The organism is Bradyrhizobium sp. ORS 285 (assembly GCF_900176205.1).
In the GTDB taxonomy this organism is placed as follows: Bacteria; Pseudomonadota; Alphaproteobacteria; order Rhizobiales; family Xanthobacteraceae; genus Bradyrhizobium.
Genome location: NZ_LT859959.1, coordinates 4,563,048 through 4,583,993, shown reverse-complemented (window position 1 = coordinate 4,583,993; position 20,946 = coordinate 4,563,048). Strand labels below are relative to the sequence as shown.

The 20,946-nt window shown below is 65.6% G+C and carries 22 protein-coding genes; 9 read left to right on the top strand and 13 right to left on the bottom strand.

The genetic code is table 11. The annotated features are described in order from the left end of the window. Nucleotides 1–22 precede the first annotated feature (22 nt). The 7 genes from BRAD285_RS20755 to BRAD285_RS20725 form a co-directional block, all read right to left on the bottom strand. Entirely contained in the window at nt 23–487 is a 465-nt protein-coding gene (locus tag BRAD285_RS20755; RefSeq protein WP_006614588.1) for a GFA family protein, read from the bottom strand. Nucleotides 488–489: 2 nt separating this feature from the next. Beyond that, nucleotides 490–2,349: a methylmalonyl-CoA mutase subunit beta gene (locus BRAD285_RS20750; RefSeq protein WP_006614587.1), complete on the bottom strand. Its 1,860-nt coding sequence runs from the start codon at nt 2,347–2,349 to the stop codon at nt 490–492. 102 nt (nt 2,350–2,451) lie between these two features. Further along, a complete protein-coding gene (gene folK, locus BRAD285_RS20745; RefSeq protein ID WP_006614586.1) occupies nt 2,452–2,943 on the bottom strand; it encodes a 2-amino-4-hydroxy-6-hydroxymethyldihydropteridine diphosphokinase in 492 nt (163 codons plus the stop codon). A 5-nt stretch (nt 2,944–2,948) separates the two neighbouring features. Then, nucleotides 2,949–3,317, bottom strand: coding sequence for a dihydroneopterin aldolase (folB, locus tag BRAD285_RS20740; RefSeq protein ID WP_006614585.1), 369 nt, complete (start codon nt 3,315–3,317; stop codon nt 2,949–2,951). Next, nucleotides 3,314–4,171 carry a dihydropteroate synthase gene (gene folP / locus BRAD285_RS20735; protein WP_006614584.1) on the bottom strand — a complete coding sequence of 286 codons (858 nt, stop codon included), beginning with the start codon at nt 4,169–4,171 and terminating at the stop codon, nt 3,314–3,316. Before folP ends, folB begins: the two co-directional genes overlap by 4 nt. Nucleotides 4,172–4,250: 79 nt before the next feature. Beyond that, nucleotides 4,251–4,658, bottom strand: coding sequence for a DUF4332 domain-containing protein (locus BRAD285_RS20730; protein ID WP_006614583.1), 408 nt, complete (start codon nt 4,656–4,658; stop codon nt 4,251–4,253). Nucleotides 4,659–4,681: 23 nt separating this feature from the next. Continuing rightward, entirely contained in the window at nt 4,682–4,969 is a 288-nt protein-coding gene (locus tag BRAD285_RS20725) for a hypothetical protein (protein ID WP_139020701.1), read from the bottom strand. Between the two features lie 323 nt (nt 4,970–5,292). Here BRAD285_RS20725 and BRAD285_RS20720 point away from each other — a divergent pair, with 323 nt between their 5' ends. Together BRAD285_RS20720 and BRAD285_RS20715 are read left to right on the top strand one after the other, a co-directional pair. Then, the gene (locus tag BRAD285_RS20720; protein ID WP_006614582.1) at nt 5,293–6,900 is read left to right on the top strand and encodes a helicase HerA-like domain-containing protein; all 1,608 of its coding nucleotides are present in this window, start codon (nt 5,293–5,295) and stop codon (nt 6,898–6,900) included. A 109-nt stretch (nt 6,901–7,009) separates the two neighbouring features. Further along, nucleotides 7,010–8,413, top strand: coding sequence for a M20/M25/M40 family metallo-hydrolase (locus BRAD285_RS20715; protein ID WP_006614581.1), 1,404 nt, complete (start codon nt 7,010–7,012; stop codon nt 8,411–8,413). Between the two features lie 90 nt (nt 8,414–8,503). Here BRAD285_RS20715 and BRAD285_RS20710 read toward each other — a convergent pair whose 3' ends face one another. Together BRAD285_RS20710 and BRAD285_RS20705 are read right to left on the bottom strand one after the other, a co-directional pair. Next, nucleotides 8,504–9,721 carry a GGDEF domain-containing protein gene (locus tag BRAD285_RS20710; RefSeq protein WP_006614580.1) on the bottom strand — a complete coding sequence of 406 codons (1,218 nt, stop codon included), beginning with the start codon at nt 9,719–9,721 and terminating at the stop codon, nt 8,504–8,506. 140 nt (nt 9,722–9,861) lie between these two features. Next, a complete protein-coding gene (locus BRAD285_RS20705; protein WP_006614579.1) occupies nt 9,862–10,959 on the bottom strand; it encodes a trypsin-like peptidase domain-containing protein in 1,098 nt (365 codons plus the stop codon). A gap of 222 nt (nt 10,960–11,181) precedes the next feature. On the opposite strand from BRAD285_RS20705, the gene groES reads away from it, so the two are divergent. The 5 genes from groES (at nt 11,182) to BRAD285_RS20680 (ending at nt 14,961) form a co-directional block, all read left to right on the top strand. Continuing rightward, the gene (groES, locus tag BRAD285_RS20700; protein WP_006614578.1) at nt 11,182–11,496 is read left to right on the top strand and encodes a co-chaperone GroES; all 315 of its coding nucleotides are present in this window, start codon (nt 11,182–11,184) and stop codon (nt 11,494–11,496) included. Between the two features lie 42 nt (nt 11,497–11,538). Continuing rightward, nucleotides 11,539–13,158, top strand: coding sequence for a chaperonin GroEL (groL, locus tag BRAD285_RS20695; protein WP_006614577.1), 1,620 nt, complete (start codon nt 11,539–11,541; stop codon nt 13,156–13,158). Between the two features lie 263 nt (nt 13,159–13,421). Continuing rightward, nucleotides 13,422–13,652 (top strand): hypothetical protein, encoded by a 231-nt coding sequence (locus tag BRAD285_RS20690; RefSeq protein ID WP_006614576.1) that lies wholly within the window; start codon nt 13,422–13,424, stop codon nt 13,650–13,652. Nucleotides 13,653–13,889: 237 nt separating this feature from the next. Continuing rightward, nucleotides 13,890–14,339 carry an Hsp20 family protein gene (locus BRAD285_RS20685; protein WP_006614575.1) on the top strand — a complete coding sequence of 150 codons (450 nt, stop codon included), beginning with the start codon at nt 13,890–13,892 and terminating at the stop codon, nt 14,337–14,339. A gap of 82 nt (nt 14,340–14,421) precedes the next feature. After that, nucleotides 14,422–14,961, top strand: coding sequence for a hypothetical protein (locus BRAD285_RS20680; RefSeq protein WP_006614574.1), 540 nt, complete (start codon nt 14,422–14,424; stop codon nt 14,959–14,961). Nucleotides 14,962–15,056: 95 nt separating this feature from the next. Here the strand turns inward: BRAD285_RS20680 and BRAD285_RS20675 are convergent, their stop codons facing one another. Both BRAD285_RS20675 and BRAD285_RS20670 read right to left on the bottom strand, forming a co-directional pair. After that, a complete protein-coding gene (locus BRAD285_RS20675; RefSeq protein ID WP_006614573.1) occupies nt 15,057–15,836 on the bottom strand; it encodes a class II aldolase/adducin family protein in 780 nt (259 codons plus the stop codon). A 106-nt stretch (nt 15,837–15,942) separates the two neighbouring features. Continuing rightward, nucleotides 15,943–17,595, bottom strand: coding sequence for a glycosyltransferase family 39 protein (locus BRAD285_RS20670; protein ID WP_006614572.1), 1,653 nt, complete (start codon nt 17,593–17,595; stop codon nt 15,943–15,945). Between the two features lie 440 nt (nt 17,596–18,035). On the opposite strand from BRAD285_RS20670, the gene BRAD285_RS20665 reads away from it, so the two are divergent. Together BRAD285_RS20665 and BRAD285_RS20660 are read left to right on the top strand one after the other, a co-directional pair. After that, nucleotides 18,036–18,965 carry a hypothetical protein gene (locus tag BRAD285_RS20665; protein WP_006614571.1) on the top strand — a complete coding sequence of 310 codons (930 nt, stop codon included), beginning with the start codon at nt 18,036–18,038 and terminating at the stop codon, nt 18,963–18,965. Between the two features lie 205 nt (nt 18,966–19,170). Beyond that, nucleotides 19,171–19,587: a MucR family transcriptional regulator gene (locus tag BRAD285_RS20660; RefSeq protein WP_006614570.1), complete on the top strand. Its 417-nt coding sequence runs from the start codon at nt 19,171–19,173 to the stop codon at nt 19,585–19,587. A gap of 9 nt (nt 19,588–19,596) precedes the next feature. On the opposite strand, the gene BRAD285_RS20655 is transcribed toward BRAD285_RS20660, so the two are convergent. Continuing rightward, complete coding sequence (locus BRAD285_RS20655) at nt 19,597–20,022, bottom strand: SufE family protein (RefSeq protein ID WP_006614569.1); 426 nt, start codon at nt 20,020–20,022, stop codon at nt 19,597–19,599. A 73-nt stretch (nt 20,023–20,095) separates the two neighbouring features. Then, complete coding sequence (locus BRAD285_RS20650; RefSeq protein ID WP_006614568.1) at nt 20,096–20,557, bottom strand: DUF5330 domain-containing protein; 462 nt, start codon at nt 20,555–20,557, stop codon at nt 20,096–20,098. Nucleotides 20,558–20,946: the final 389 nt, after the last annotated feature.

The window sequence follows — 20,946 nt, the reverse complement described above, 5'->3', positions numbered from 1 at the left end:
TCCTCACACATCGGTTCAGCGCTCAATCATGATCCGGATGTTGATGGCTGACGATGCGTGCCATCTTGTCCGGTCCGTAATTCTGCTGCGTGGTCTGGCTCGGCAGATTGGCGATCGCGACCACCCAGCCGAGCCGGGATTCCGAGCCGAACTGCCGCGTCGGCACGACGCGGTCGGGCCGGTCAAAGGTGCCGGTCATGATCTCGATCCGCGGCCCGTCGATGCCGCCGAAGCCGAGCGGCGTGCCGCAGGCGGGGCAGAAATAGCGGTCGGCGATCGAAGAGGAGCGGAACGTTCCCGGCGTGCCGCGGGTCCAGGCGAAGTTCTCGCGGTTGACGTCGGCGAAGGACGCGAACGGCGCGCCCGAGGCCTTCTGGCACATCCGGCAATGGCAGATGCTCACGCGCGTCGGCGCCGACATCAGCGCGTAGCGGATTGCGCCGCATTGGCAGCCGCCGGTGAGGACGGGTTTGCTGGCCTCGGTCATGCTCACTCCAGATGCGTGTAGGCGTCTTCGAGCGTCTTCAGCGCGTCACCGCCTGCGAATACGAAGCTGCCGATCCCGGCTTCGCGCAGCGCAGCCTCCTGCTCGCCGCCGCGGCCTGCGAGATAGATATGTCGCGCGCCGGCCGCTTGCAGCGCTTTGGCGGCGGGAACCGCGGCGTCGGCATAGACCTTGTCCGACGAGCACAGACACACGATCGCTGCGCCGGAAGCGCGGTAGGCCTCCGCGAGCGCAGCCGGATCGGCGCCGCCCTGGCCATCGATTGCGGCAATGCCGCCGGCTTCGAAGAAGCTGCGGGCGAAGGTCGCGCGCGCGGTGTAGTCGGCGGCGGTGCCGAGATTGGCGAGGAACACCTGGGGACGCTGGCCCTTGCTCTTGAGCAGAGCATCGGAGCGGTCGCGCAGCTTCTCGAAGGCGTCAGCGAGACGGATCGGCGTGAGAGGTGCGAAGGTGAGCGCAGCCTTTGGCGCAGGCGGCGGAGCCGAAGGCGCGACCGCCTCCACGGCCACCTCGGCCTCGTTCAAATTCGGAAACTCGCTGGCGCCGGTCAGCACGTCGCGCCGCTTGGCGATGTTGGCGTCGCGCGCCTGCTTGACCGCGGCGACCTTGCTCTGGATGAGACCGGACTGCAGCGCAGCGACCACCCCGCCGGCGTTCTCGATGTCCTGGAAAAGCGCCCAGGCGGTGGTGCAAAGCTCTGATGTCAGCGCCTCGATGCCGCCGGCACCAGCTGCGGGGTCGGCGACGCGGGCGAGATTGCTTTCCTCCAGCAGTACGAGCTGCGTGTTGCGCGCGACGCGGCGCGCGAAGGTATCAGGCAGGCCGAGTGCGGCGGTGTGCGGCAGGACGGTGACCGCATTGGCACCGCCGAGGCCGGCGGCGAAGGTTGCGATCGTAGCGCGCAGCATGTTCACATAGGGATCGCGCCGCGTGAGCATGCGCCATGCCGTCTCGCCAGAGATGAAGAGCGGCTTCGGCGTGAGGCCGCAGGCCTGCTCGATGCGCGCCCACAGCCGGCGCAGGCTGCGGAATTTCGCCAGGGTAAGGAACTGATCGGTGTCGGCGGCAAGGCGCGCGGAGATCAGGTCGCGCGCGGTCTCCAGCGCCACGCCGCTCGCTTCGAGCGCGCGCAAATAGGCGACGGCGGAGGCGAGCACGAAGGCGAGCTCCTGCGCCTCCGATCCGCCGGCATCATGCACCACTCGGCCGTCGGCGGCGAAGAAGGGGCCTTTGAAGCCTTCGTTCTGCAACTGCTTGACGAGATCGACGGCGCTACCGGCGAGCTTGCTTTGATCATGCGAACTGGCACCGCGGCTGGCCGCATCGCCGATCGGATCGAGGCCGAAGCGGATGTCGCAGGCGCCCGGCTTGACGCCGCGCTGCTTGACGTAGTCCGCGAGCAGCGCGGTGGCAGTGGCGTTACTGGCCTGCAATTCGATCGCAATCGCAGCGTCCAGATGCACGCCGTCGAGCGCGCGCGCCAGCGCGTCGGCTGTGGCCGGGAGGCCGAAGCCGTGCGCGGCATTGGCGCCGGCGAACACCAGCGTCAGCCCGGTCGCGCCATTCTCGAGGTCGAGCAGCGCCTGCGCATTGGCCTTGGCCGCATCGGGATGATCGACGCGCTGCATGATCTGCCACGCCGCCGCCGGCGCGCGGCCGGCGACAGGCGCCGCGTCCTTGGCGCGCGGGTAGATCGGCTGGATCTTCAGGCCGTCATAGGTCCTGCCGACCAGCTTCTCGAACGCCGCGCCCTTCAACACGCCATCGACCAGCTTGCGCCAGTCCGCCTCGCTGGCCGGCGCGAAATCGGCGGCCAATCGCAGCTGTTCGGTGTCGGTGGTCATGCGGCCCGTGTCTCCCGGAAGCGTCTGTTATGGCGATTATTGTGGCGCAAAATGCCACGTCGCGACCGCCAAGCCAAACGGTTGTTTCGCGGGGGATGTCAGCTATTCGGCTGAGGGCAGCGGCTGGATTCCGTCGCGCGAAACGGCGAGCAGGGCGTCGGCCACCCGGCGGCCGGCAATCCGGCGCTCAGGGGCGATCTCCGCCAGCGGCACCAGCACGAAGCCGCGTTCGAACAGGCGCGGATGCGGCAAGGTGAGATCGGGCGTGTCGATACTGACATCATCATACGCGATGAGATCGAGGTCGAGCGTGCGCGGGCCCCAGCGCGTCTCCTGCGCTCGATTGCGGCCGAACATGCGCTCGACCTCGTGCAGGACCGCGAGCAGGGGATGTGGCGCGGTGGCGGTGTCGATCGCGATGCAGGCGTTGATGAAGGGGGGCTGCTGCTCCTCGCCCCAGGGCGGAGTGACGTAGTCGGGGGAGCGCGCGACGAGCTTGCCTTGCGCGCGGCTGATGATCTCGGGAATGGCCTGCGCAAAGGTCGTCCTGACGTTGCCGACATTGCCGCCGAGGGCGATCAGCGCGCTGGCCATGGCCGTCACGGATGCCGCGAGCGGGTCAGCACCACGCCGACATCCTCGAAGATCGCGGCGATCGGCGCATGCGGCTTGTGCACGGTGACCTTGACGGCGCGGATGCGGGCGAAGCTTGCCAGGATCGCATCGGCCACCGCGCCGGCGGCGCGTTCGAGCAGCCGGTAGTTGGTATCCTTGAACGCGGCGGTCGCCGTCTCCACCACGTCGGAATAGGACACGGTGTCGGCGAGCCGGTCGCTGCGCGAGGAGTCCGACAGATCGGTATAGAGCTCGAGATCGATCACGAAGCGCTGGCCGACCTCGCTCTCATGCTCCATCACACCGTGACGGGCATGAATGAGAACGCCTTTGATGAAAATGGTATCGGTCATGCCTCAGCCTCGATTGCCGCTGCCACGCGCACGGCCTGAACCGTCTCGGCGACGTCATGCGCCCGGATGATCGCAGCGCCATGCCGAGCCGCGATCAGATGCGCCGCGATCGATCCGCCGAGCCGCTCTTGCGGCTCCGATGCGACCACGGTGCTGATGAAGCGTTTGCGCGAGGCGCCGACCAGCAGCGGCAGCCCAAAGCGCATGAAGGCATCGAGCCTGGCGAGCGCCGTCATGCTCTGCTGCGCCGTCTTGCCGAAGCCGATCCCAGGATCGAGCACGATATTCCCTGCGGGAATGCCGGCCTTCGCCGCGATATCGAGCGAGCCTGCGAAGAAGCGGAGCATGTCGTCGATGATGTCGATGTCCGGATCGACGACCTCGCGGTTGTGCATCACCACGACCGGCGCGCCGTGCGCCGCGACCACCTCGGCCATATCAGGATCGCGCTGCAGGCCCCAGACATCGTTGGCGATCGCCGCGCCTGCCTGGAGCGCAAATTCCGCAACTTGCGATTTCATGCTGTCGATCGAAACGGGCACGCCGAGTGCGATGATCTCGGCCAACACTGGGCGCAGCCGCGCCAGCTCCTCGTCGGCGCTCACCGGCTCCGCGCCCTTGTAGGGGCGGGTCGACTCGGCGCCGATATCGATGATGTCGGCTCCCGACGCGATCATGGCCTTGGCCTGCTCGATCGCACGTTCCGGCGCATTGAAGCGGCCGCCGTCGGAGAACGAATCCGGCGTGACGTTCAGGATGCCCATGACAGCGGGAAAAGGCCGCGCCAGCCACGGCCGCAGCAGCGGGTGGCTCGCGACCAGGTCCTTAGCAGGGTGCGGCAAAATTGCGCTCATGGCCGCCGCTTTGCGCGGTTGCCACCCCCAAGTCAAGGTGTCGCGCTGCACAAGGCCGTTGCAGCCAGTCAGCGGCCGCTCAATAGCTGATCTTGGGCTCGAGTCGGCGTGCCTTCTCGATCAATTGGCCGACGGACTTCTCCGAGGGCAGGATGCGAACCAGCTGCCGTCGCGTGTTCACTTCCTTGATGTTCTGCGCCAGTCGGGCAGGGTTGCGATGCGCCAGCTCGCGAACGGTGGTGACGCCGGCGGCGCGGACCAGGCACACCTTGGCTTTCCCCATGCCGGGAATGCGCATGTAGTCGGCGCCATTGGCCCAATCGAGCAACTGCTGTTCGCTGATCCCGGTCTTGGCGGCGAGCGCCTTGCGTCCCTTGACGGTGCGGGCAGCCTCGAGGAATGCGTCGGTGGTGCGGATGCCCAAAGCTTTCAGCTTGGAGGCACAGAAGGTCGTCATGCCTTCGAGTTCGGTGATCGGATATGTCATGATACTCGGCGCGCGAAGGTGCTTCAAACGAACTGGTTCAGGCCTCGCGTGCCCAACCGCATCGTGATCGTCTCGACCGTTCCGGTTTGGTCGTGGATGAACCCGGAAAGTTCAACGGCGTGCCGTTCGATTGCCGCAAAATCGTTGGCCCGCAGGGGCCGAGTGATGAACCGCTGCTGTCGCTTGTCGTTGCAAGGGACCTGAGCAAGACGATGACGGATGAAAAGATGTCTTGAAGGAGGTCTTGGCTGTTTAGCCACGGCTCTATCGATGCCGGCCGTTCTGGCCAGCGGCTCAACCAGCTCGTTCATGTGAACCCCGTCGTCGTCCAGCCCCCCACGGCCAGACGTCCTCGCTGAATTCATCTTGATCGGGCGATCCGTGAATTACAAGCGACGAGCGGGCCGGGTGCGCGAATCGATTCGCGATCGCCGATGAACTGTTGCAGCGATGCAAGACCAGATATTGAATCTACCGATCAAACCTGCGCGTTGCACCGATGATAGGGTGACTTCGCAAGCAGGTGAGGCACCCTGGCGCTGGTTCCAGCCGGTGAAACTAAAGTATGTTACCTGCACGCGATGCGCGGCACCTCGTGCGATGCGAAACAATCATTCTCGAGAGACGGATCAACATGGCACCATCCGGAAAATCACTGGCTGATACCGACGACAAGATTCTCGTAGGTGCCGGCGAGCAGCCGGCCTGGTTGACGCTTGCCCTCGCCAATCGCCATGGCCTCGTGACGGGCGCAACCGGCACCGGCAAGACGGTGTCGCTGCAGGTGATGGCCGAAGGTTTTGCGCGCGCCGGCGTTCCGGTCTTCGCGTCCGACATCAAGGGCGATCTCTCCGGCATCTCGCAGACCGGCGAGGCCAAGGACTTCATCGTCAAGCGCGCGCAGGAGCTCGGACTGACCTATCAGCCCGATCAGTTCTCGACGGTATTTTGGGATGTGTTCGGTGAGCAGGGGCATCCCGTGCGCGCCACCGTCACCGAGATGGGACCGCTGTTGCTCGCGCGCATGCTCGACCTGAATGACGTTCAGGAAGGCGTGCTCAACGTCGCCTTCCGTGTCGCTGATGAGAACGGCCTCGCGCTGATCGACATGAAGGATCTGCGTGCGCTGCTCGATGCCATCATTCCGGATACGAAGAAGGGCGCGGATGCGGAGGCTGATCCGCTGGCGCCGATACGGAAAGCCGCGCAGTCGTTCGGCAACGTCACCCGCGCCACCGTCGGCACCATCCAGCGCCAGCTGCTCGTGCTGGAGAACCAGGGCGGCACCAAGTTCTTCGGCGAGCCGGCGCTGACCTTGACGGACTTCATGAAGACCGATCGCGACGGCCGCGGCATGATCAACATCCTCGTCGCCGACAAGCTGCTGCAGAATCCGCGCCTCTACGCGACCTTCCTGCTGTGGATGCTGTCGGAGCTGTTTGAGGAACTGCCGGAGGTCGGCGACGTCGCCAAGCCGAAGCTCGTGTTCTTCTTCGACGAGGCGCATCTGTTGTTCAACGATGCGCCGAAAGCGCTGCTGGACAAGATCGAGCAGGTGGTGCGTCTCATTCGTTCCAAGGGCGTCGGCGTGTACTTCGTCACGCAGAACCCGCTCGACGTTCCCGATCGCGTGCTCGGGCAATTGGGCAATCGCTTGCAGCATGCGCTGCGCGCTTTCACGCCGCGCGACCAGAAGGCGGTGGCCGCCGCCGCCGATACGTTCCGTCCCAATCCGAAGCTCGACACCGCCAAGGTGATCACCGAGCTCGGCAAGGGCGAGGCGCTGGTGTCGTTCCTCGAAGGCAACGGCACGCCGGCGATGGTGGAACGCGTGCTGATCCGGCCGCCGTCGGCGCGGATCGGGCCGGTCACGCCGGAGGAGCGCAAGGCCATCATCGCGGCAAGCCCGGTGAAGGGGAAGTACGATACCGAGATCGACGCCGAATCCGCTTACGAAATCCTGCAGCAGCGGATCGCCGGCAAAGCGGCGACCACGGATGGCTCGTCCGGCGGCGTGCTCGGCACGATAGGCAATCTCGCGGCGACGATCTTCGGCACCAACGTCAAGCGCGGCCAGCTCTCGACCACCCAGGTGATCGCGCGCACCGTCGCCCGCCAGGTGACCGACAAGGTGGTCGGCGGCATTGCCGCCGATCTCGGCAAGCAGGTCGGCGGCTCGCTGGGCAGCTCGATCGGCCGTTCCCTGGTGCGCGGCGCGCTCGGCGGATTGCTGCGGCGCTGAGCCATGCCGGCATCGCCAGCGTGATGCTCACCGCATCACGCTGGTCCCGACCGCGCAACGGGGCTACAAGCGAGCCAACACGCGTCACTAGCGAAGGGATCTCTTGGCCATGGCCAATGCGCAGCTTCAATCCGTGCTCGACCACATCGATGGCGATTTCGACAACAGCCTGGACCGGCTGTTCCAGCTGATCCGCATCAAGTCGATCTCGGCCGACCCGGCGTTCGCCGAGGATTGCAAGCAGGCCGCCGATCATCTCGCCAAGGATCTCGCGACGCTCGGCTTCGCTACCGAGGTGCGGCCGACCGCCGGCCACCCGGCCGTCGTCGGCAAGAGCAACGGTCACGGTGCCGCCAAGCCGCATGTCCTGTTCTACGGCCATTACGACGTGCAGCCGGTCGATCCGCTCGAGCTGTGGCATCGTCCGCCGTTCGAGCCCGTCGTGACCGATCACGCCGATGGCCGCAAGATCATCGTCGCGCGTGGCGCCGAGGACGACAAGGGCCAGCTGATGACCTTCGTCGAGGCCTGCCGCGCCTGGAAGAAGGTGACGGGATCGCTGCCGCTCGACATCACCGTCGTGATCGAGGGCGAGGAGGAGGTGGGCTCGAAGAATTTCGTGCCGTTCCTCGAAGCCAACAAGGACGAGTTCAAGGCCGATTTCGCGCTGGTGTGCGACACCGGCATGTGGGACCCGAACACCCCGGCGATCACCACCTCGTTGCGCGGCCTGCTGTATGAAGAGATCAAGATCAAGGCCGCCAATCGCGACCTGCATTCGGGCGTGTTCGGCGGCGGTGCGCGCAATCCGATCCGCGTGCTGACCGAGGTGCTCGGCGGGCTGTTCGATGCGGACGGCCGCATCACCATTCCCGGCTTCTACGATGGCGTAAAGGACGTTCCGCCGGAGGTCCTGGAGCAGTGGAAGAAGCTGAACCTGACGCCGGAGAGTTTTCTGAAGCCGATCGGACTGTCGATCCCGGCCGGCGAAAAGGACCGTCTGCTGATCGAGCAGATCTCGTCGCGGCCGACCTGCGACATCAACGGCATCTGGGGCGGCTATATCGGCGAAGGCTCCAAGACGGTGATCCCGTCGCTCGCCCATGCGAAGGTCTCGTTCCGTCTGGTCGAGGGCCAGGATCCGCTCAGGATTCGCAAGGCATTCCGCGACTACGTGTCGGCGCGCATCCCCGCCGACTGCTCGGTGGAATTCGGTGACCATTCGGCCGGTGCCGCGATTGCGCTCGACTGGACCATGAAGCCGCTCGCGGCCGCCAAGCAGGCGCTGACCGAGGAGTGGGGCAAGGAAACCATCCTGATGGGCTCGGGCGCCTCGATCCCGATCGTCACCGATTTCAAGAAGACGCTCGGCCTGGACTCGCTCCTGGTCGGCTTCGGCCTCGACGACGACAACATCCATTCGCCGAACGAGAAGTACGACCTCAAGAGCTACCACAAGGGCATCCGTTCCTGGGCCCGCATCCTCGCGGCGCTCGCGGAGATGCCGCGGTAGCAGACACTACTCTCTCCGTCATTCCGAGGCGCGCGGAATGCACGAGCGCGGAACGACGGTGTGGAGAGATCACGACTTCGGGCAGGCAACTCACGCCGCGCTGGCGACCCCCGTCGCGACGAGATCGCCGCTGGCGATCTTGCGCAGTGCTGCGAGATTGGCCTCAGTGGAGGCCAGTCGCCAGCATGATTTGCCGCTCGATTTCGCTTCGTAGAGCGCTGCATCCGCTGCGAACAGCAGGGATTCCGGATCGCTGCCGTGATCGGGCGCAGCCGCGATGCCGATGCTCATGCCGATGTTGACGCGCGCGCCGCCGGGCAGCGCGATGGGGGCTGTCATGACCTCGATGAGGCGTTCGCCGAGCGCCAGCGCGTGGTCGATATCGGGCTCCGTGGCGAGGACGACGAATTCGTCGCCGCCGATCCGGGCGATGACGTCGGCCGGCGCCACGATCTCGCGCAGCGTGCGGCCGACGATCTTCAGGAGTTCATCGCCGGTGGCATGGCCGAAGGTGTCATTGACCGGCTTGAAGCCGTCGAGATCGAGATAGAGCACGGCGAAGTTCTGCTGCCCGGGAACCTTGCTGCACAGACGGCTTTGCAAAGCGTCGATCAGGCCGGCGCGATTGGACAAGCCTGTGAGCGGATCTCGCCGCGCCTGCTCGTCGCTCTCGCTCTTGGCCTGCATGACCGCCACAAGCATCTTGTTCAGGCGGAACGCCGCGCCTGTCATGGCGAGGAAGTACACCGGCATCTGCAGATACATCACAAACAACAGCGGCTCGTGCGAGATGGCAACGCCGGGGATGACCGGGCCGATGCTGCACAGGATCATGGTGCCGACCAGGCGCGGTGCGCTGAAATTCCGGAAGCAGATGCCGCCGACCATGGCCGCCGAGGAGATGCAGGTGAGTGACGCCGCGATCCAGTCGCCGGAGGCCAGGCTGATGCCGACGCCGAAGCCGACGCTCGCGCTCCAGGCCACCGCCAGGAGGATGTGGATGTCGGTCGGCGTCGATAGCTGCGCGCGGGCGCGGCGGTAGGAGATGATCATCACGATCAGCCGCGACAGGCAGATCACTACCTCCATCACGAACCAGCTGACGAAGAGGGCGGTGGGTGTGCGCAGCGCCAGCGCTGCCGCGACGGCGACGGTGTTGATGGCGCCCCCGGCGAACACTGACCAGCAGCCATAGAGCTCGCCGGCCAACGCCAGACGGATGTCCGGTGACACCGGATATCCTGGGTCTGCCAGCCAGCGCGTCACGCGCCAGCGTGGCAAACTGAAAGCCAGACCATCACCCCGCATTTCAATACCTCCGCGGGGTTGCAATAGGCGGCACGGCACTTAACAGGCCTTTAGGGAGGTATCCTCGTCTGACTGCATGCTTGATGGACGGTAAAATTTGACTCGAATTGATGTCGTACAGGCTGAGGGCCGAGCCATCCTCAACCCGACGTGCGCATGCGCGCCCGCTCCTCCGCGATCGGAGCGACCTCGACCGTCGCATTGCCGAGCGCGCGGTCGCGCTCGAACACCAGGCGGACGCGCTGTCCGACCGGCGTCAGGCCGATGAGATTGCGCACCTGCGTCGCGCTGCGCACGGGCATGTCGTTGGCCTTCACGATGATGTCGCCCTTGCGCAGGCCTGCCCGTTCCGCGGGCGAGCCCACGCTCACGTCGGCGACCCGCGCGCCGACGACGCGGCCGTCCGCCGCCGAATCCAGATCGAGCAGGGTGACACCGATGCGTCCGCGATCGACGCGGCCGTTGGCGACCAGCTGCTCCATCACCCGCCGCGCCATGTTGATCGGCACGGCGAAGCCGATGCCGACATTGCCGCCTCCGGGCGAGATGATCGCGGTGTTGATGCCGACCAACTCGCCGCGCAGGTTGATCAGAGCGCCGCCGGAATTGCCGGGATTGATCGCAGCATCGGTCTGGATGAAATCCTCATAGCCCTGCTTGCCGAGACCGGTGCGGCCGAGCGCGCTGACGAGGCCGGAGGTGACGGTCTGGCCGAGGCCGAATGGATTGCCGACCGCGATCACGAAGTCGCCGACCTCCAGCGCATCGCTGTCGCCCATTGCGATCGCTTTCAGCTCGGTCGGGTCCTTGATTTGGAGCAGTGCGATGTCGGTGGCGGGATCGCGTCCGACCAGACGGGCGGAGAATTTGCGGCCGTCCTTGGTGCGGATTTGGGCGGTGGTGACATGCTCGACGACGTGATTGGCCGTCATCACGTAGCCCCTGGCAGCATCGACGATCACGCCGGAGCCGGTGGCGCTGATCTGCTTCTCGACCTGCTTCGGCACATCGAAGAAGTCGCGGAACAGTGGGTCCTGATAGAGCGGGTTGTCCTGCCGGACCTTGCCTTCGACCGAGATGTTGACCACGGCCGGCGTGACCTCCTTCACCAGCGGCGCCAGCGTCGGCACGCGGCCGAGCTTGAGGTCAGGGATCTGGGCGAGGGCAGGCGCAGCCAGGAGAGAGAGCAGGATCGCCGGCATCAGAACCAAAGGCCGGAGACAACGCAGAATCTGCATCGTTTTTTCCTCGACGGACGGGGGCGGATTTTGGCGCCCGTAGAACTGGTCAGGACGGCTGCCGCGGTCAAGGGCCGTCCTGGCAATCGTTCCCACCGAGTGCCAAAAATTTTTCGTGACCCTCTTGAACGAAAAGTTCGGCTTTCCTAGGTCGTTGCTCGCCCGGGGGCCTCATGGGACCCGAGGCCTATGACATCGCTGATCTTGTGAAGGAGGATGTGCATGCATTTCCGTCCATTGCACGACCGCGTGCTCGTGCGCCGTATCGATGCCGAGGAGAAGACCAAGGGCGGCATCATCATTCCCGACACCGCCAAGGAGAAGCCGCAGGAGGGCGAGATCGTCGCCGCGGGGCCTGGGGCGCGGAATGAGCAGGGGCAACTGGTGCCGCTCGACGTCAAGGCGGGCGACCGCGTGCTGTTCGGCAAGTGGTCGGGCACCGAGGTGAAGATCGACGGCAAGGATCTCCTGATCATGAAGGAGAGCGACCTGCTCGGCATTGTCGACAAGCCCGCCGCGGCCAAGAAGGCCGCGTGATTCCTCGGAACTGACAGTCATACGAGAAAGGAGACGACGAACATGGCTGCCAAGGACGTGAAGTTTTCCACCGACGCGCGCGACCGCATGCTGCGCGGCGTCGACATCCTCGCCAATGCCGTCAAGGTCACGCTCGGTCCCAAGGGCCGCAACGTTGTGATCGAGAAATCGTTCGGCGCGCCGCGCATCACCAAGGACGGTGTGACGGTCGCCAAGGAGATCGAGCTGGAGGACAAGTTCGAGAACATGGGCGCGCAGATGGTGCGCGAAGTGGCCTCGAAGACCGCCGATCTCGCCGGCGACGGCACCACCACCGCCACCGTCCTCGCCCAGGCCATCGTGAAGGAAGGCGCGAAGTCCGTTGCCGCCGGCATGAACCCGATGGACCTCAAGCGCGGCATCGATCTCGCCGTCGACGCTATCGTCAAGGACTTGAAGTCGCACGCCAAGAAGATCACCAGCAATGACGAGATCGCCCAGGTCGGCACCATCTCGGCCAATGGCGACAGCGAGATCGGCCGCTTCCTCGCCGAGGCCATGCAGAAGGTCGGCAATGAGGGCGTGATCACGGTGGAGGAGGCCAAGAGCCTCGACACCGAGCTGGAGGTGGTCGAGGGCATGCAGTTCGACCGCGGCTATGTCTCGCCGTATTTCGTCACCAACTCCGAGAAGATGCGGGTCGAACTCGAGGATCCCTACATCCTGATCCACGAGAAGAAGCTGTCCGGCCTGCAGACCATGCTGCCGCTGCTGGAAGCCGTAGTGCAGTCCGGCAAGCCGTTGCTGATCGTCGCCGAGGATGTCGAGGGCGAGGCGCTGGCGACGCTCGTCGTCAACAAGCTGCGCGGTGGCTTGAAGATTGCGGCCGTCAAGGCGCCGGGCTTCGGCGATCGCCGCAAGGCCATGCTCGAGGACATCGCGATCCTGACCGGCGGCACCACGATCTCAGAGGATCTCGGCATCAAGCTGGAGAACGTGACCTTGTCGATGCTCGGCCGCGCCAAGAAGGTCGTGATCGACAAGGAGAACACCACCATCGTCGACGGCGCCGGCGCCAAGAAGGACATCGAGGCCCGCGCGCAGCAGATCAAGCTGCAGATCGAGGAGACCACCTCCGACTATGACCGCGAGAAGCTGCAGGAGCGGCTGGCCAAGCTCGCGGGCGGCGTCGCGGTGATCCGCGTCGGCGGCGCCACCGAGGTCGAGGTCAAGGAGCGCAAGGACCGCGTCGACGATGCGCTGCACGCCACACGCGCGGCGGTGGAGGAGGGCATCCTGCCTGGCGGCGGCGTGGCGCTGCTGCGCGCCACCAAGGTGCTCGACGGCATCAAGACCGCGAACCCCGACCAGAAGGCCGGCGTCGACATCATCCGCCGCGCCATCCAGGTGCCGGTGCGGCAGATCGTGCAGAACGCCGGCGACGACGGCTCGCTGGTGGTCGGCAAGCTGCTGGAGAAGGACACCTACAGCTGGGGCTTCAATGCCGCGACCGGCGAGTACCAGGACCTGGTGCAGGCCGGCGTGATCGACCCGGCCAAGGTGGTGCGCACCGCGCTGCAGGATGCAGCCTCGGTCGCCTCGCTCTTGATCACCACCGAGGCGCTGGTGGCCGACAAGCCGAAGAAGGCGGAAGCCGCCGCCGCACCGGCGATGGACTACTGATCGCTCTCAGCCGTGACGGACTGCCGGACGCGCCGTCCGTCACGGCTCTTCAAAAGAAAGTTAGTTGCTGCCGTCGCTGGCCGTGGATCGGCCACAACACGCGGCTATTAGTCGGAGCTACGACCGCAATTCGTCCAGAGCCGGCCACAATCGCCAGAGCGCGACCGGTCGACTGACGGACCGACGGTCGACGGGAGGTGCGGTTGGGGCGCTGTCGCGCCGCCCGTCTCAGTGCAGCGCAAAGCGCGTTCGCGGGGGCGATTATGCCTGCCTGGCAGTACAATCATCCGCCACCAAATCCGACCGCCGTCATGGCGGTCGCTGATCCCAGGCGGCTGACGCGGTTTCTGATCGAAAGCGAGCAGCGCGTCGTCGCGCATTGCCAGGCGGTGCTGTCGCGTGGCGACATCGATCCGCGCGAGCGCGAGCGGCTGGTCAGCGTGTTGCGCGAGGCAACCATGCGGCTGCAGCGGCTGTCGGCTGTGGCAGCGTGACGCCTGGAGATACCGTCCGGCTCGTGGCAAAAAAAATCGACGGAAGGCTCTTGAAACAGGCCGACGTTTTTCTAAGTCGTTTGTCGCCGCTTCGGCGGCGCCGGGTGCCCTCGGGGCCCGGCGATGATCTGGGCGCTGACCGCTTGTCTGGTTCGACCGCTTGTCTGGTTCTCAGAAGTAGTCCTGCATCGGCTCGGCGCTCCTTCGTATCCATCTTGCTCCTAGGAGGACTTGGCTATGAGGACGTATGATTTCAGCCCGCTGTGGCGTTCGACCATCGGCTTCGACCGGCTGTTCAGCCTGCTCGACGAGACCCAGCGCGCCGTCGAGGACAACTATCCCCCCTGCAACATCGAGCGGATCGGCGACGACCGCTATCAGATCTCCCTGGCCCTGGCCGGCTTCGCGCCGGATGAGCTCACCATCACCGCCGAGCACAATGTGCTGACGGTGGAGGGCCGCAAGGCGGACAAGGAAACCCGCGAGTACCTGTATCAGGGCATTTCGTCGCGGCCCTTCAAGCGGCAGTTCAATCTTGCCGACTATGTGCAGGTGACGAACGCCTCGTTCGACAACGGCCTGCTGCGGATCGAGCTGGTGCGCGAGATCCCCGAGGCGATGAAGCCGCGGCGGATCGCCATCGGCACGGCGCCCGTCGAGCAGATCGCGCAGCCGAGGGCGGCCTGACTTTTGTGGCCCGCGACGCGGGCGCATCGCCCGCGTCGATGCACTATCTGTGTCTTGTGGAAAGGAGTGAAGGAGACACGCCATGAGCGAGCACCGTGTTTCGATCACCGCGGGCGGTACCGGTTTCCATCCGGTCTCGCATTACGCGTCCCCGACGGATCTGTTGAACGACGCGAAATTGTCGCGCGCCGAGAAGCGGCTGATCCTGTCATCCTGGGCGTCGGACATGTACGCCGTGGAGTCGCAGCCCGGCCTGCGCAAGATCCCGGGCCTTGCCAGGCCGCTCCGTCTGTCGGACATTCTCGGCGCGCTGCGCCAGCTCGATCGCGAGGATCAGCCGCCGCGCCCGCGCGGCGGTGCCGCGATGCGCATCGTTCCGCGGGTCGATGTCGAGGCCGATGGCGCTGCGGCCGATAACGCGCCCGGGATTGCAGGCCGGATGCGCCCCGCCGCCCGGCTGCGGTTCTCCCGCGAAGCGAATGTGCGGCGCTATCGCAAGCTGCTGGCGACCCGGCTCGCCGAGCATGAGCGGCGGTTCGTCGAGCGCCGGCTGGCCGAGGAGCTGCAGCAACTGCACAGCCTGCCGGAACGACGGGGCTCTGCTCGGTCGGTGTGCTGCTGACGGACCCATAGAAAACGCCGCCCGGAATTGGGCGGCGTTTCATTCCAAATAGCGTAGAGGGTGATGGCTCATTATAGCCGATCAGCACGCGACGATCAATTCCGGTAGCCCGGATTGACCCGATCGAGCCGGCGCAGCAGCGGCGGCCAGACCAGCTGATTGGAACGGAGCTCCACGCGCTCCTCGTTGTCGAACAGCTTCGCGTTCTTGTCGATGACCTCGTCGCGGACCGGATAGGCCAACGGACCCAGCGTGCGGGTGCGGACCTGGATCGAGCAGGCGCGCTCGAGGTGATACATGCGCTCGAACGCCGAGGCGACCGAGCGGCCGACGGTCAGCGTGCCGTGATTGCGCAGCAGCATGTGGTGCTTGGTGCCGAGGTCGCGCTGCAGCCGCGGCCGCTCGTCATGGTCCAGCGCGACGCCTTCGTAGTCGTGATAAGCGAGGTCGTGGGTGACGTATTGCGCGATCTGGTTCGCGGGCAGCAGGCCGTCGGCGCAGCTCGACACCGCGACGCCGTCCAGCGTGTGCAGATGGATGACGCAGCCGGCGTCCTCGCGCACCTCGTGGATCGCCGAATGGATGGTGAAGCCGGCGGGGTTGATGCTGTACTCGCTCTCGGAGAGCTGGTTGCCGTAGAGGTCGACCTTGATCAGGCTGGAGGCGGTGATCTCTTCGAACAGCAGGCCGTAGGGGTTGATCAGGAAGTGATGCTCGGGGCCGGGCACGCGGGCCGAGATGTGGGTGTCGACCAGGTCGTCCCAGCCGAACATCGCGACCAGGCGGTAGGCGGCGGCGAGGTTGACCCGCTGCGACCACTCCGCCTCCGTCATGTTCGACGGCACTTCCTTCAGACGCGCTTCGGCTGGCGACATGGCATTCTCCGATCTCTCAGGGTTGATCGGAGCCTAAGCGGCCTCTCCCGGCTCGGCAAGGCGCGGAGCCGGGAGGGCAGTCATGTCGTTTGGCTGAGCTGGCGCCTCACGGCGCCGGGATCGAGAGCAGGCTGGAGATGCTGCGGCCGCGGATGTCGTAGACCCGGGCGAACACGACGTCGTCGCGCTTGATCTCGACCATCACGGGGGCGGTCAGTCCCTTGCAGTAGAACTCGCCGAGCGTCATCGCGAAGTCCGCCGCATGGCTGTCCCAGCCGATGGTGAAGTCCGGGCCGAGCGCGACCTGGGCAGGGCGTTGCGGACCGCAGACGGCGACCTTCCATTTGTGCCCGATCGGCGGCACCTCCTGGCGCTCGTCGAGCTGTTCCTTGAGCCCGTCCGAGGCCTGCTTCAGCGCCAAGCCCCAATAGTCGAGCATGAAGCGGGTGTCGGCTTCGCGCACCGTGCCGGCGATGTAGTTGAAGTGGGTGTATTGATAGGGATGCAGCCGGATCATCTCGGCGAGCGGCAGCAGCAGGCCGAAGCAGAAGGCGGCGATCGCCACTGGCTGCCAGCTGCGGCGCTCGTCATTGTTGAGCCAGGACAACAGCCACGCGAAGGCGACGCCGCCGAGCAGCGCCATCGGCGGGATCACGAACACGAAGTGGCGGATGCCGTTGTAGAGGGCAGGGCGTTTGACGATTGCGATCAGGATCGGCAGCGTCGCTGCCAGGGTCAGCATCAACAGGATGCTCTTCTGCCGCGCCGGCATGTCCGGCCGCGACAGCGACATCAGCGTGGCCACCACGCCGGCCACGAACAGCGCGATCATCAGTTCCGGTAGCTGCAGGGCGAACAGCGTCGGCAGATAGGACCACGGCATGTCCGGCACCGAGACCAGCGCGCCGTCGAACATCTCCTTCCACGGCTTCTCGAAGAAGTGGGAGAAATAGGTCAGCGCCCGGAACGGATTGGCCGGCTCGATGATCGACCACGGCCAGATCAGGCCCATGATCAGGTAGCCGAGGATCAGGCCGGGGATCAGCATGTAGAGCACGCTGGCGAAGCGACGAACCGCCTCGCGGGCGCCTTGCGTGCGGTACTCCTCGATGAACAACGGCATGAAGCCGACCATGGCGTAGACCACCGCCATGCCGCCGAGGATGCGCGAGCCGATCGAGAAGCCGGCACCCAGGCCAAGGACCAGGATGGTGCGCGGCGAGGGGTAGGGGTACTCGTCGGCCAAGCGCACGAGTCCCATCAGCAGCACGACCATGGCAACCGCGAAGGGCGCGTCCTTCGGGTTCATGAACATGTGGCCGTAGAAGATCGGGCACAGAGCCAGCAGCAGCAGGGCGGCAAGACCCGCCACGGCGCCGCCGATCCGGCGCGCCAAGCGCCAGGTCACACCGAGACCGATCAGCCCGACGATCGCGCCGACCAACCGGCGCGTCTCGAACAGCTCCAGCGGCAAGATCTTGTGCAGCAGGGCTGCAACCATGTCGAACCCGCCGCCGTACATATAGAGATTGGCGAACGACAGTGCCGCCTGGTCCCTGAAACCGGAACCATACATGCGCAGCAACAGATCGGCGTATTCGGCGTGGGTGTAGTCATCCCAGCCGAGGCCATAATCGCGGAATGTCAGTCCGGCCACCACCGCGACGGCGGCGAGCGCGAACATGGCAAGATCGTCACAAGTCCGCTCGAGGGTCCGCCGCGTCGGCGTCTCGAGGACCGAAGTGGTTATCGATGTCATGGCTGAGTGTGACCCGGCGTCCCCTAACGACCCCGCTTCCGCGCTTCAGGCTGTGTTCCCCGCCTGCGTATAGCGCGTCCCGGTTTCCGAGGTGTTGGAAATATGAACGTCACGCTTCCATCGCAGTGCAGCAGGAGCCCGAATTTCGGCTGCTTGGCGCCATATTGGCACAGCGACATGAACGCGTCCTGAACCACCGGCCTCGGGACAAACCCGGAGGAACCTGAGCGGGTTCCGTGGGTTGGGCGGGGCGGAATGTGGCGCTATCGTGGCGCGCGATGCCCCTCGATCGGGGTGAGACGACGGTCCAGCCGAAGTTCTGCTGCAAATTGTCGCGGATTTCGACTAGAACGAGCCGGGGACGCGGGGCAACCGCTGCTAGCTAGTGTGATATCGGTCGGGACGCCGTCCGGAACCGACGCATTAGGGGATAGGTTCGAATGATGAATGCTTTGTTGGCCGCTGGGGCCCTGGCCGTGCTGGCTGGGCTTGGAGCGATCGCCTGGGGAATTCCGGTCAAGGAGTTCAGTCTCGGCAACACGCTGATCCTGTCGGGCACCCTCGGCGTCTGCAGCGGGCTCATCCTGTTCGGCCTCTCGGCGGTCCTGAGCGAGCTGAAGGTGATTTCTCATCGGCTGCGGACGCGCAATCCCTCCGAGACCGAGGTCCGGCCCCTGCAGCTCCCGGGCGCGATGACCAAGCCTGAGCTCGACACGCCGCCAGTGCCGCCGTCCGAGGATATGTGGCGCGAGGGCGGTTCGCCGCGGCCGAGGCCAAGGATGCCTGACCTTTCGGGGCCATTGTCGTCTGCCCCGAGGCCGCCGCCTCCGATGTCGTCGTCCCTGTCAGCGACCCTGCGCGCGGCGAGTGTGGAGGAGGAGGCGGACGAGCCGCCGGCGCAGCCCGCCGAGCGGCCCAGGCGCAACCTGCTGTTCGCCTCGAGCTCGCGACGCGAGCGGGAGCGTGCGGACAAGCGCCCCGCAGAGCCGATGCCGACGGATTTCAGTTCGCCGCCGCTCAGCGAGCCGCCGGCGACGCCCATCGATGAGCCCGCGCCGGAGCCTTCGCCTCCAGCTCTTGACGACAACTGGTCGCGGCCCGAGCGGACGCGCGCCTCAGAATCCCTGCGGCCGCCATTCCCCCGCCGTCTGACGCGCGCTGCGCCGGCCTTCGTGGAGCCCGAGCCTGCACCGGTGCCTGAGCCGCAGGAAACGGAGGCCCCGGCCGCGAGCATCATCAAGTCGGGCGTGGTCGACGGAATGGCGTACTCGCTCTATTCCGACGGCTCGATCGAAGCACAGATGCCCGAGGGCATGATGCGATTCGCCTCGATCGACGAGCTGCGCACCCATCTGGAAGGGCGCGCCTGAGGCACGTCAGGGTGCTTAGACTGGCATATCGGACACAGTACTGAGGCGAGGACAGACTTCTCAAGAAGAAGTCCTCACCTTATTGTCATTTTGCCAGTCATTCGCCCATATTGCTTGGAGAATTGACAGACGACGCGGGGCACTCGCATGGGTGATACTTGCGAGTGAAAGTCAGTGCGCGACAGCGGCGGGGGGTAGAAGGTCGATGACCGAAGGGGCCGGTAAGAGCTTTATCGATCTGACGGCCGACATCGTGTCGGCCTATCTCAGCAACAATCCGACGCCGGCGGCCGAGATCCCCTCGCTGATCAGCCAGGTGCATGCGGCGCTGACCCGCGTGGCGGCCGGACGCAGCGAGCCGGCGCCTGAGCCGGCGCGGCCCGCGGTGCCGGTGAAGAAGTCGATTCACCCGGACTATCTGGTCTGTCTCGAGGACGGCAAGCGCTTCAAGTCGCTGCGCCGGCACCTGCGCACGCAGTACAACATGACGCCGGAGCAATATCGGGACAAATGGAACCTGCCGCCCGACTACCCCATGGTGGCACCGAACTACGCGGTGACACGTTCGCAGCTCGCGAAGAAGATGGGCCTGGGTCAGCAGCGTCCCGAGCGCGAGAAGTAGCTGACAAGGTCAGGACGCCGCTGCGAGCGCCTCGCGGGCGTCCGAGCGGATGCGTTCGACCATCGAGCGCAGGCCGTTGGAACGCTGCGGCGTGAGGTGCTCGCGGAACCCGAGCTCGTCGAACAGGGCAGGCGCATCGATGGTCAGGATCTCCTGCGGCGTGCGCCCGGAATACAGCGTCAGCAGGATCGCGATCAGGCCGCGCACGATGTGCGCGTCGCTGTCGCCGAGATAGTTCAGCACCGGAACGGCGCCGCTGTGATCAGGATGTTTGGACAGCCAGACCTGGCTCGCGCAGCCCTGCACCTTGTTGGCGGCGGAGTGCTCGTCCTCCGGCATCGGCGCCAAGGTGCGGCCGAGCTCGATCACATAGCGGTAGCGGTCGTCCCAGTCGTCCAGCAGGGCGAAATTGTCGCGGATTTCGTCGATCGTCATGATGCTCTTCAGTCCCGTCCGAGCCCCTCATATAGGCGTTCGGCGCGACGAAAGCGACAGCCGGTTCCGGCCATCAGGGCGTCGGCGGCAGATGCCACTCGGTGCTGAGGTCGTCCGCGGAGAGCGTGTCGGCAGGAGCCTCGTTGGCGGGAACCTGCTCGGGGATTGCGGCGTCGATCGAGCCGGTATGGTCGTTGCGGCGCTTGTCGAGGCTGGCCGGCTTCACCGGACCGATGAACTTGTCGGCGGCGCTCGGCTTCTCGGCTGTCTCTGGCTTGTCCGTGATGATCTGATAGATCTTGCGCGCGCCTTCCTCGGCGCGGTGGCCGATCACGGTGGCGGCCTGGCCACCGACCTCGCAGGCCTGCGGCTGGCGCTTGCAGAACTGACTCATGTCGGAGACGGCCGCGGTCGCAGCCTGCACGGCTTCCTGCGCGTTGATCTGCGGCAGCTTGTCGGTGTCAGGACTCTTCTCGCGCGGCAGCAGCACCAGCACGAGCCCGAGCCAGAATGCCATGCGAAGCAGAAAGAACATCACGCAACCCCGACCGTGCTGATGATCCCGCGTCCGTCCTCAATCGCGATAACCGGGATCGCAGCTCTCTTGCTCTATGTCGCGACTGCTTGCTTTGGGCTTAATTGGTTGAGAATTAGCAAAGCGGACACCCGAACTTTTTTCGGCGTAAATTTTTGGTTGGCGCGAACTGCATCCAGCGTGCAACCGGCTGTAGATTGCCGCGCTTTCGCAACCGCAGGCGCGGCCTGAAACGATGCATTCACCATCCCGCCCGAATGCCGGGCCTGCCGCAGTCTGGCCCTTAGCGTTCGCTTAATGCGAGTCTGACACGGTGGCCTTCGACGACAGGGGGCGTCCCGGCGCGTTCTCTCTCTTTGTTGAGAACGACCGACAGGCCGAGGCGCGAG

Excerpts from the sequence above, each read along its gene's own strand:
- BRAD285_RS20755 (WP_006614588.1), bottom strand. The coding sequence starts at position 487 with ATGACCGAGGCCAGCAAACCCGTCCTCACCGGCGGCTGCCAATGCGGC.
- BRAD285_RS20750 (WP_006614587.1), bottom strand. The coding sequence starts at position 2,349 with ATGACCACCGACACCGAACAGCTGCGATTGGCCGCCGATTTCGCGCCG.
- folK (WP_006614586.1), bottom strand. The coding sequence starts at position 2,943 with ATGGCCAGCGCGCTGATCGCCCTCGGCGGCAATGTCGGCAACGTCAGG.
- folB (WP_006614585.1), bottom strand. The coding sequence starts at position 3,317 with ATGACCGATACCATTTTCATCAAAGGCGTTCTCATTCATGCCCGTCAC.
- folP (WP_006614584.1), bottom strand. The coding sequence starts at position 4,171 with ATGAGCGCAATTTTGCCGCACCCTGCTAAGGACCTGGTCGCGAGCCAC.
- BRAD285_RS20730 (WP_006614583.1), bottom strand. The coding sequence starts at position 4,658 with ATGACATATCCGATCACCGAACTCGAAGGCATGACGACCTTCTGTGCC.
- BRAD285_RS20725 (WP_139020701.1), bottom strand. The coding sequence starts at position 4,969 with ATGAACGAGCTGGTTGAGCCGCTGGCCAGAACGGCCGGCATCGATAGA.
- BRAD285_RS20720 (WP_006614582.1), top strand. The coding sequence starts at position 5,293 with ATGGCACCATCCGGAAAATCACTGGCTGATACCGACGACAAGATTCTC.
- BRAD285_RS20715 (WP_006614581.1), top strand. The coding sequence starts at position 7,010 with ATGGCCAATGCGCAGCTTCAATCCGTGCTCGACCACATCGATGGCGAT.
- BRAD285_RS20710 (WP_006614580.1), bottom strand. The coding sequence starts at position 9,721 with ATGCGGGGTGATGGTCTGGCTTTCAGTTTGCCACGCTGGCGCGTGACG.
- BRAD285_RS20705 (WP_006614579.1), bottom strand. The coding sequence starts at position 10,959 with ATGCAGATTCTGCGTTGTCTCCGGCCTTTGGTTCTGATGCCGGCGATC.
- groES (WP_006614578.1), top strand. The coding sequence starts at position 11,182 with ATGCATTTCCGTCCATTGCACGACCGCGTGCTCGTGCGCCGTATCGAT.
- groL (WP_006614577.1), top strand. The coding sequence starts at position 11,539 with ATGGCTGCCAAGGACGTGAAGTTTTCCACCGACGCGCGCGACCGCATG.
- BRAD285_RS20690 (WP_006614576.1), top strand. The coding sequence starts at position 13,422 with ATGCCTGCCTGGCAGTACAATCATCCGCCACCAAATCCGACCGCCGTC.
- BRAD285_RS20685 (WP_006614575.1), top strand. The coding sequence starts at position 13,890 with ATGAGGACGTATGATTTCAGCCCGCTGTGGCGTTCGACCATCGGCTTC.
- BRAD285_RS20680 (WP_006614574.1), top strand. The coding sequence starts at position 14,422 with ATGAGCGAGCACCGTGTTTCGATCACCGCGGGCGGTACCGGTTTCCAT.
- BRAD285_RS20675 (WP_006614573.1), bottom strand. The coding sequence starts at position 15,836 with ATGTCGCCAGCCGAAGCGCGTCTGAAGGAAGTGCCGTCGAACATGACG.
- BRAD285_RS20670 (WP_006614572.1), bottom strand. The coding sequence starts at position 17,595 with ATGACATCGATAACCACTTCGGTCCTCGAGACGCCGACGCGGCGGACC.
- BRAD285_RS20665 (WP_006614571.1), top strand. The coding sequence starts at position 18,036 with ATGATGAATGCTTTGTTGGCCGCTGGGGCCCTGGCCGTGCTGGCTGGG.
- BRAD285_RS20660 (WP_006614570.1), top strand. The coding sequence starts at position 19,171 with ATGACCGAAGGGGCCGGTAAGAGCTTTATCGATCTGACGGCCGACATC.
- BRAD285_RS20655 (WP_006614569.1), bottom strand. The coding sequence starts at position 20,022 with ATGACGATCGACGAAATCCGCGACAATTTCGCCCTGCTGGACGACTGG.
- BRAD285_RS20650 (WP_006614568.1), bottom strand. The coding sequence starts at position 20,557 with ATGTTCTTTCTGCTTCGCATGGCATTCTGGCTCGGGCTCGTGCTGGTG.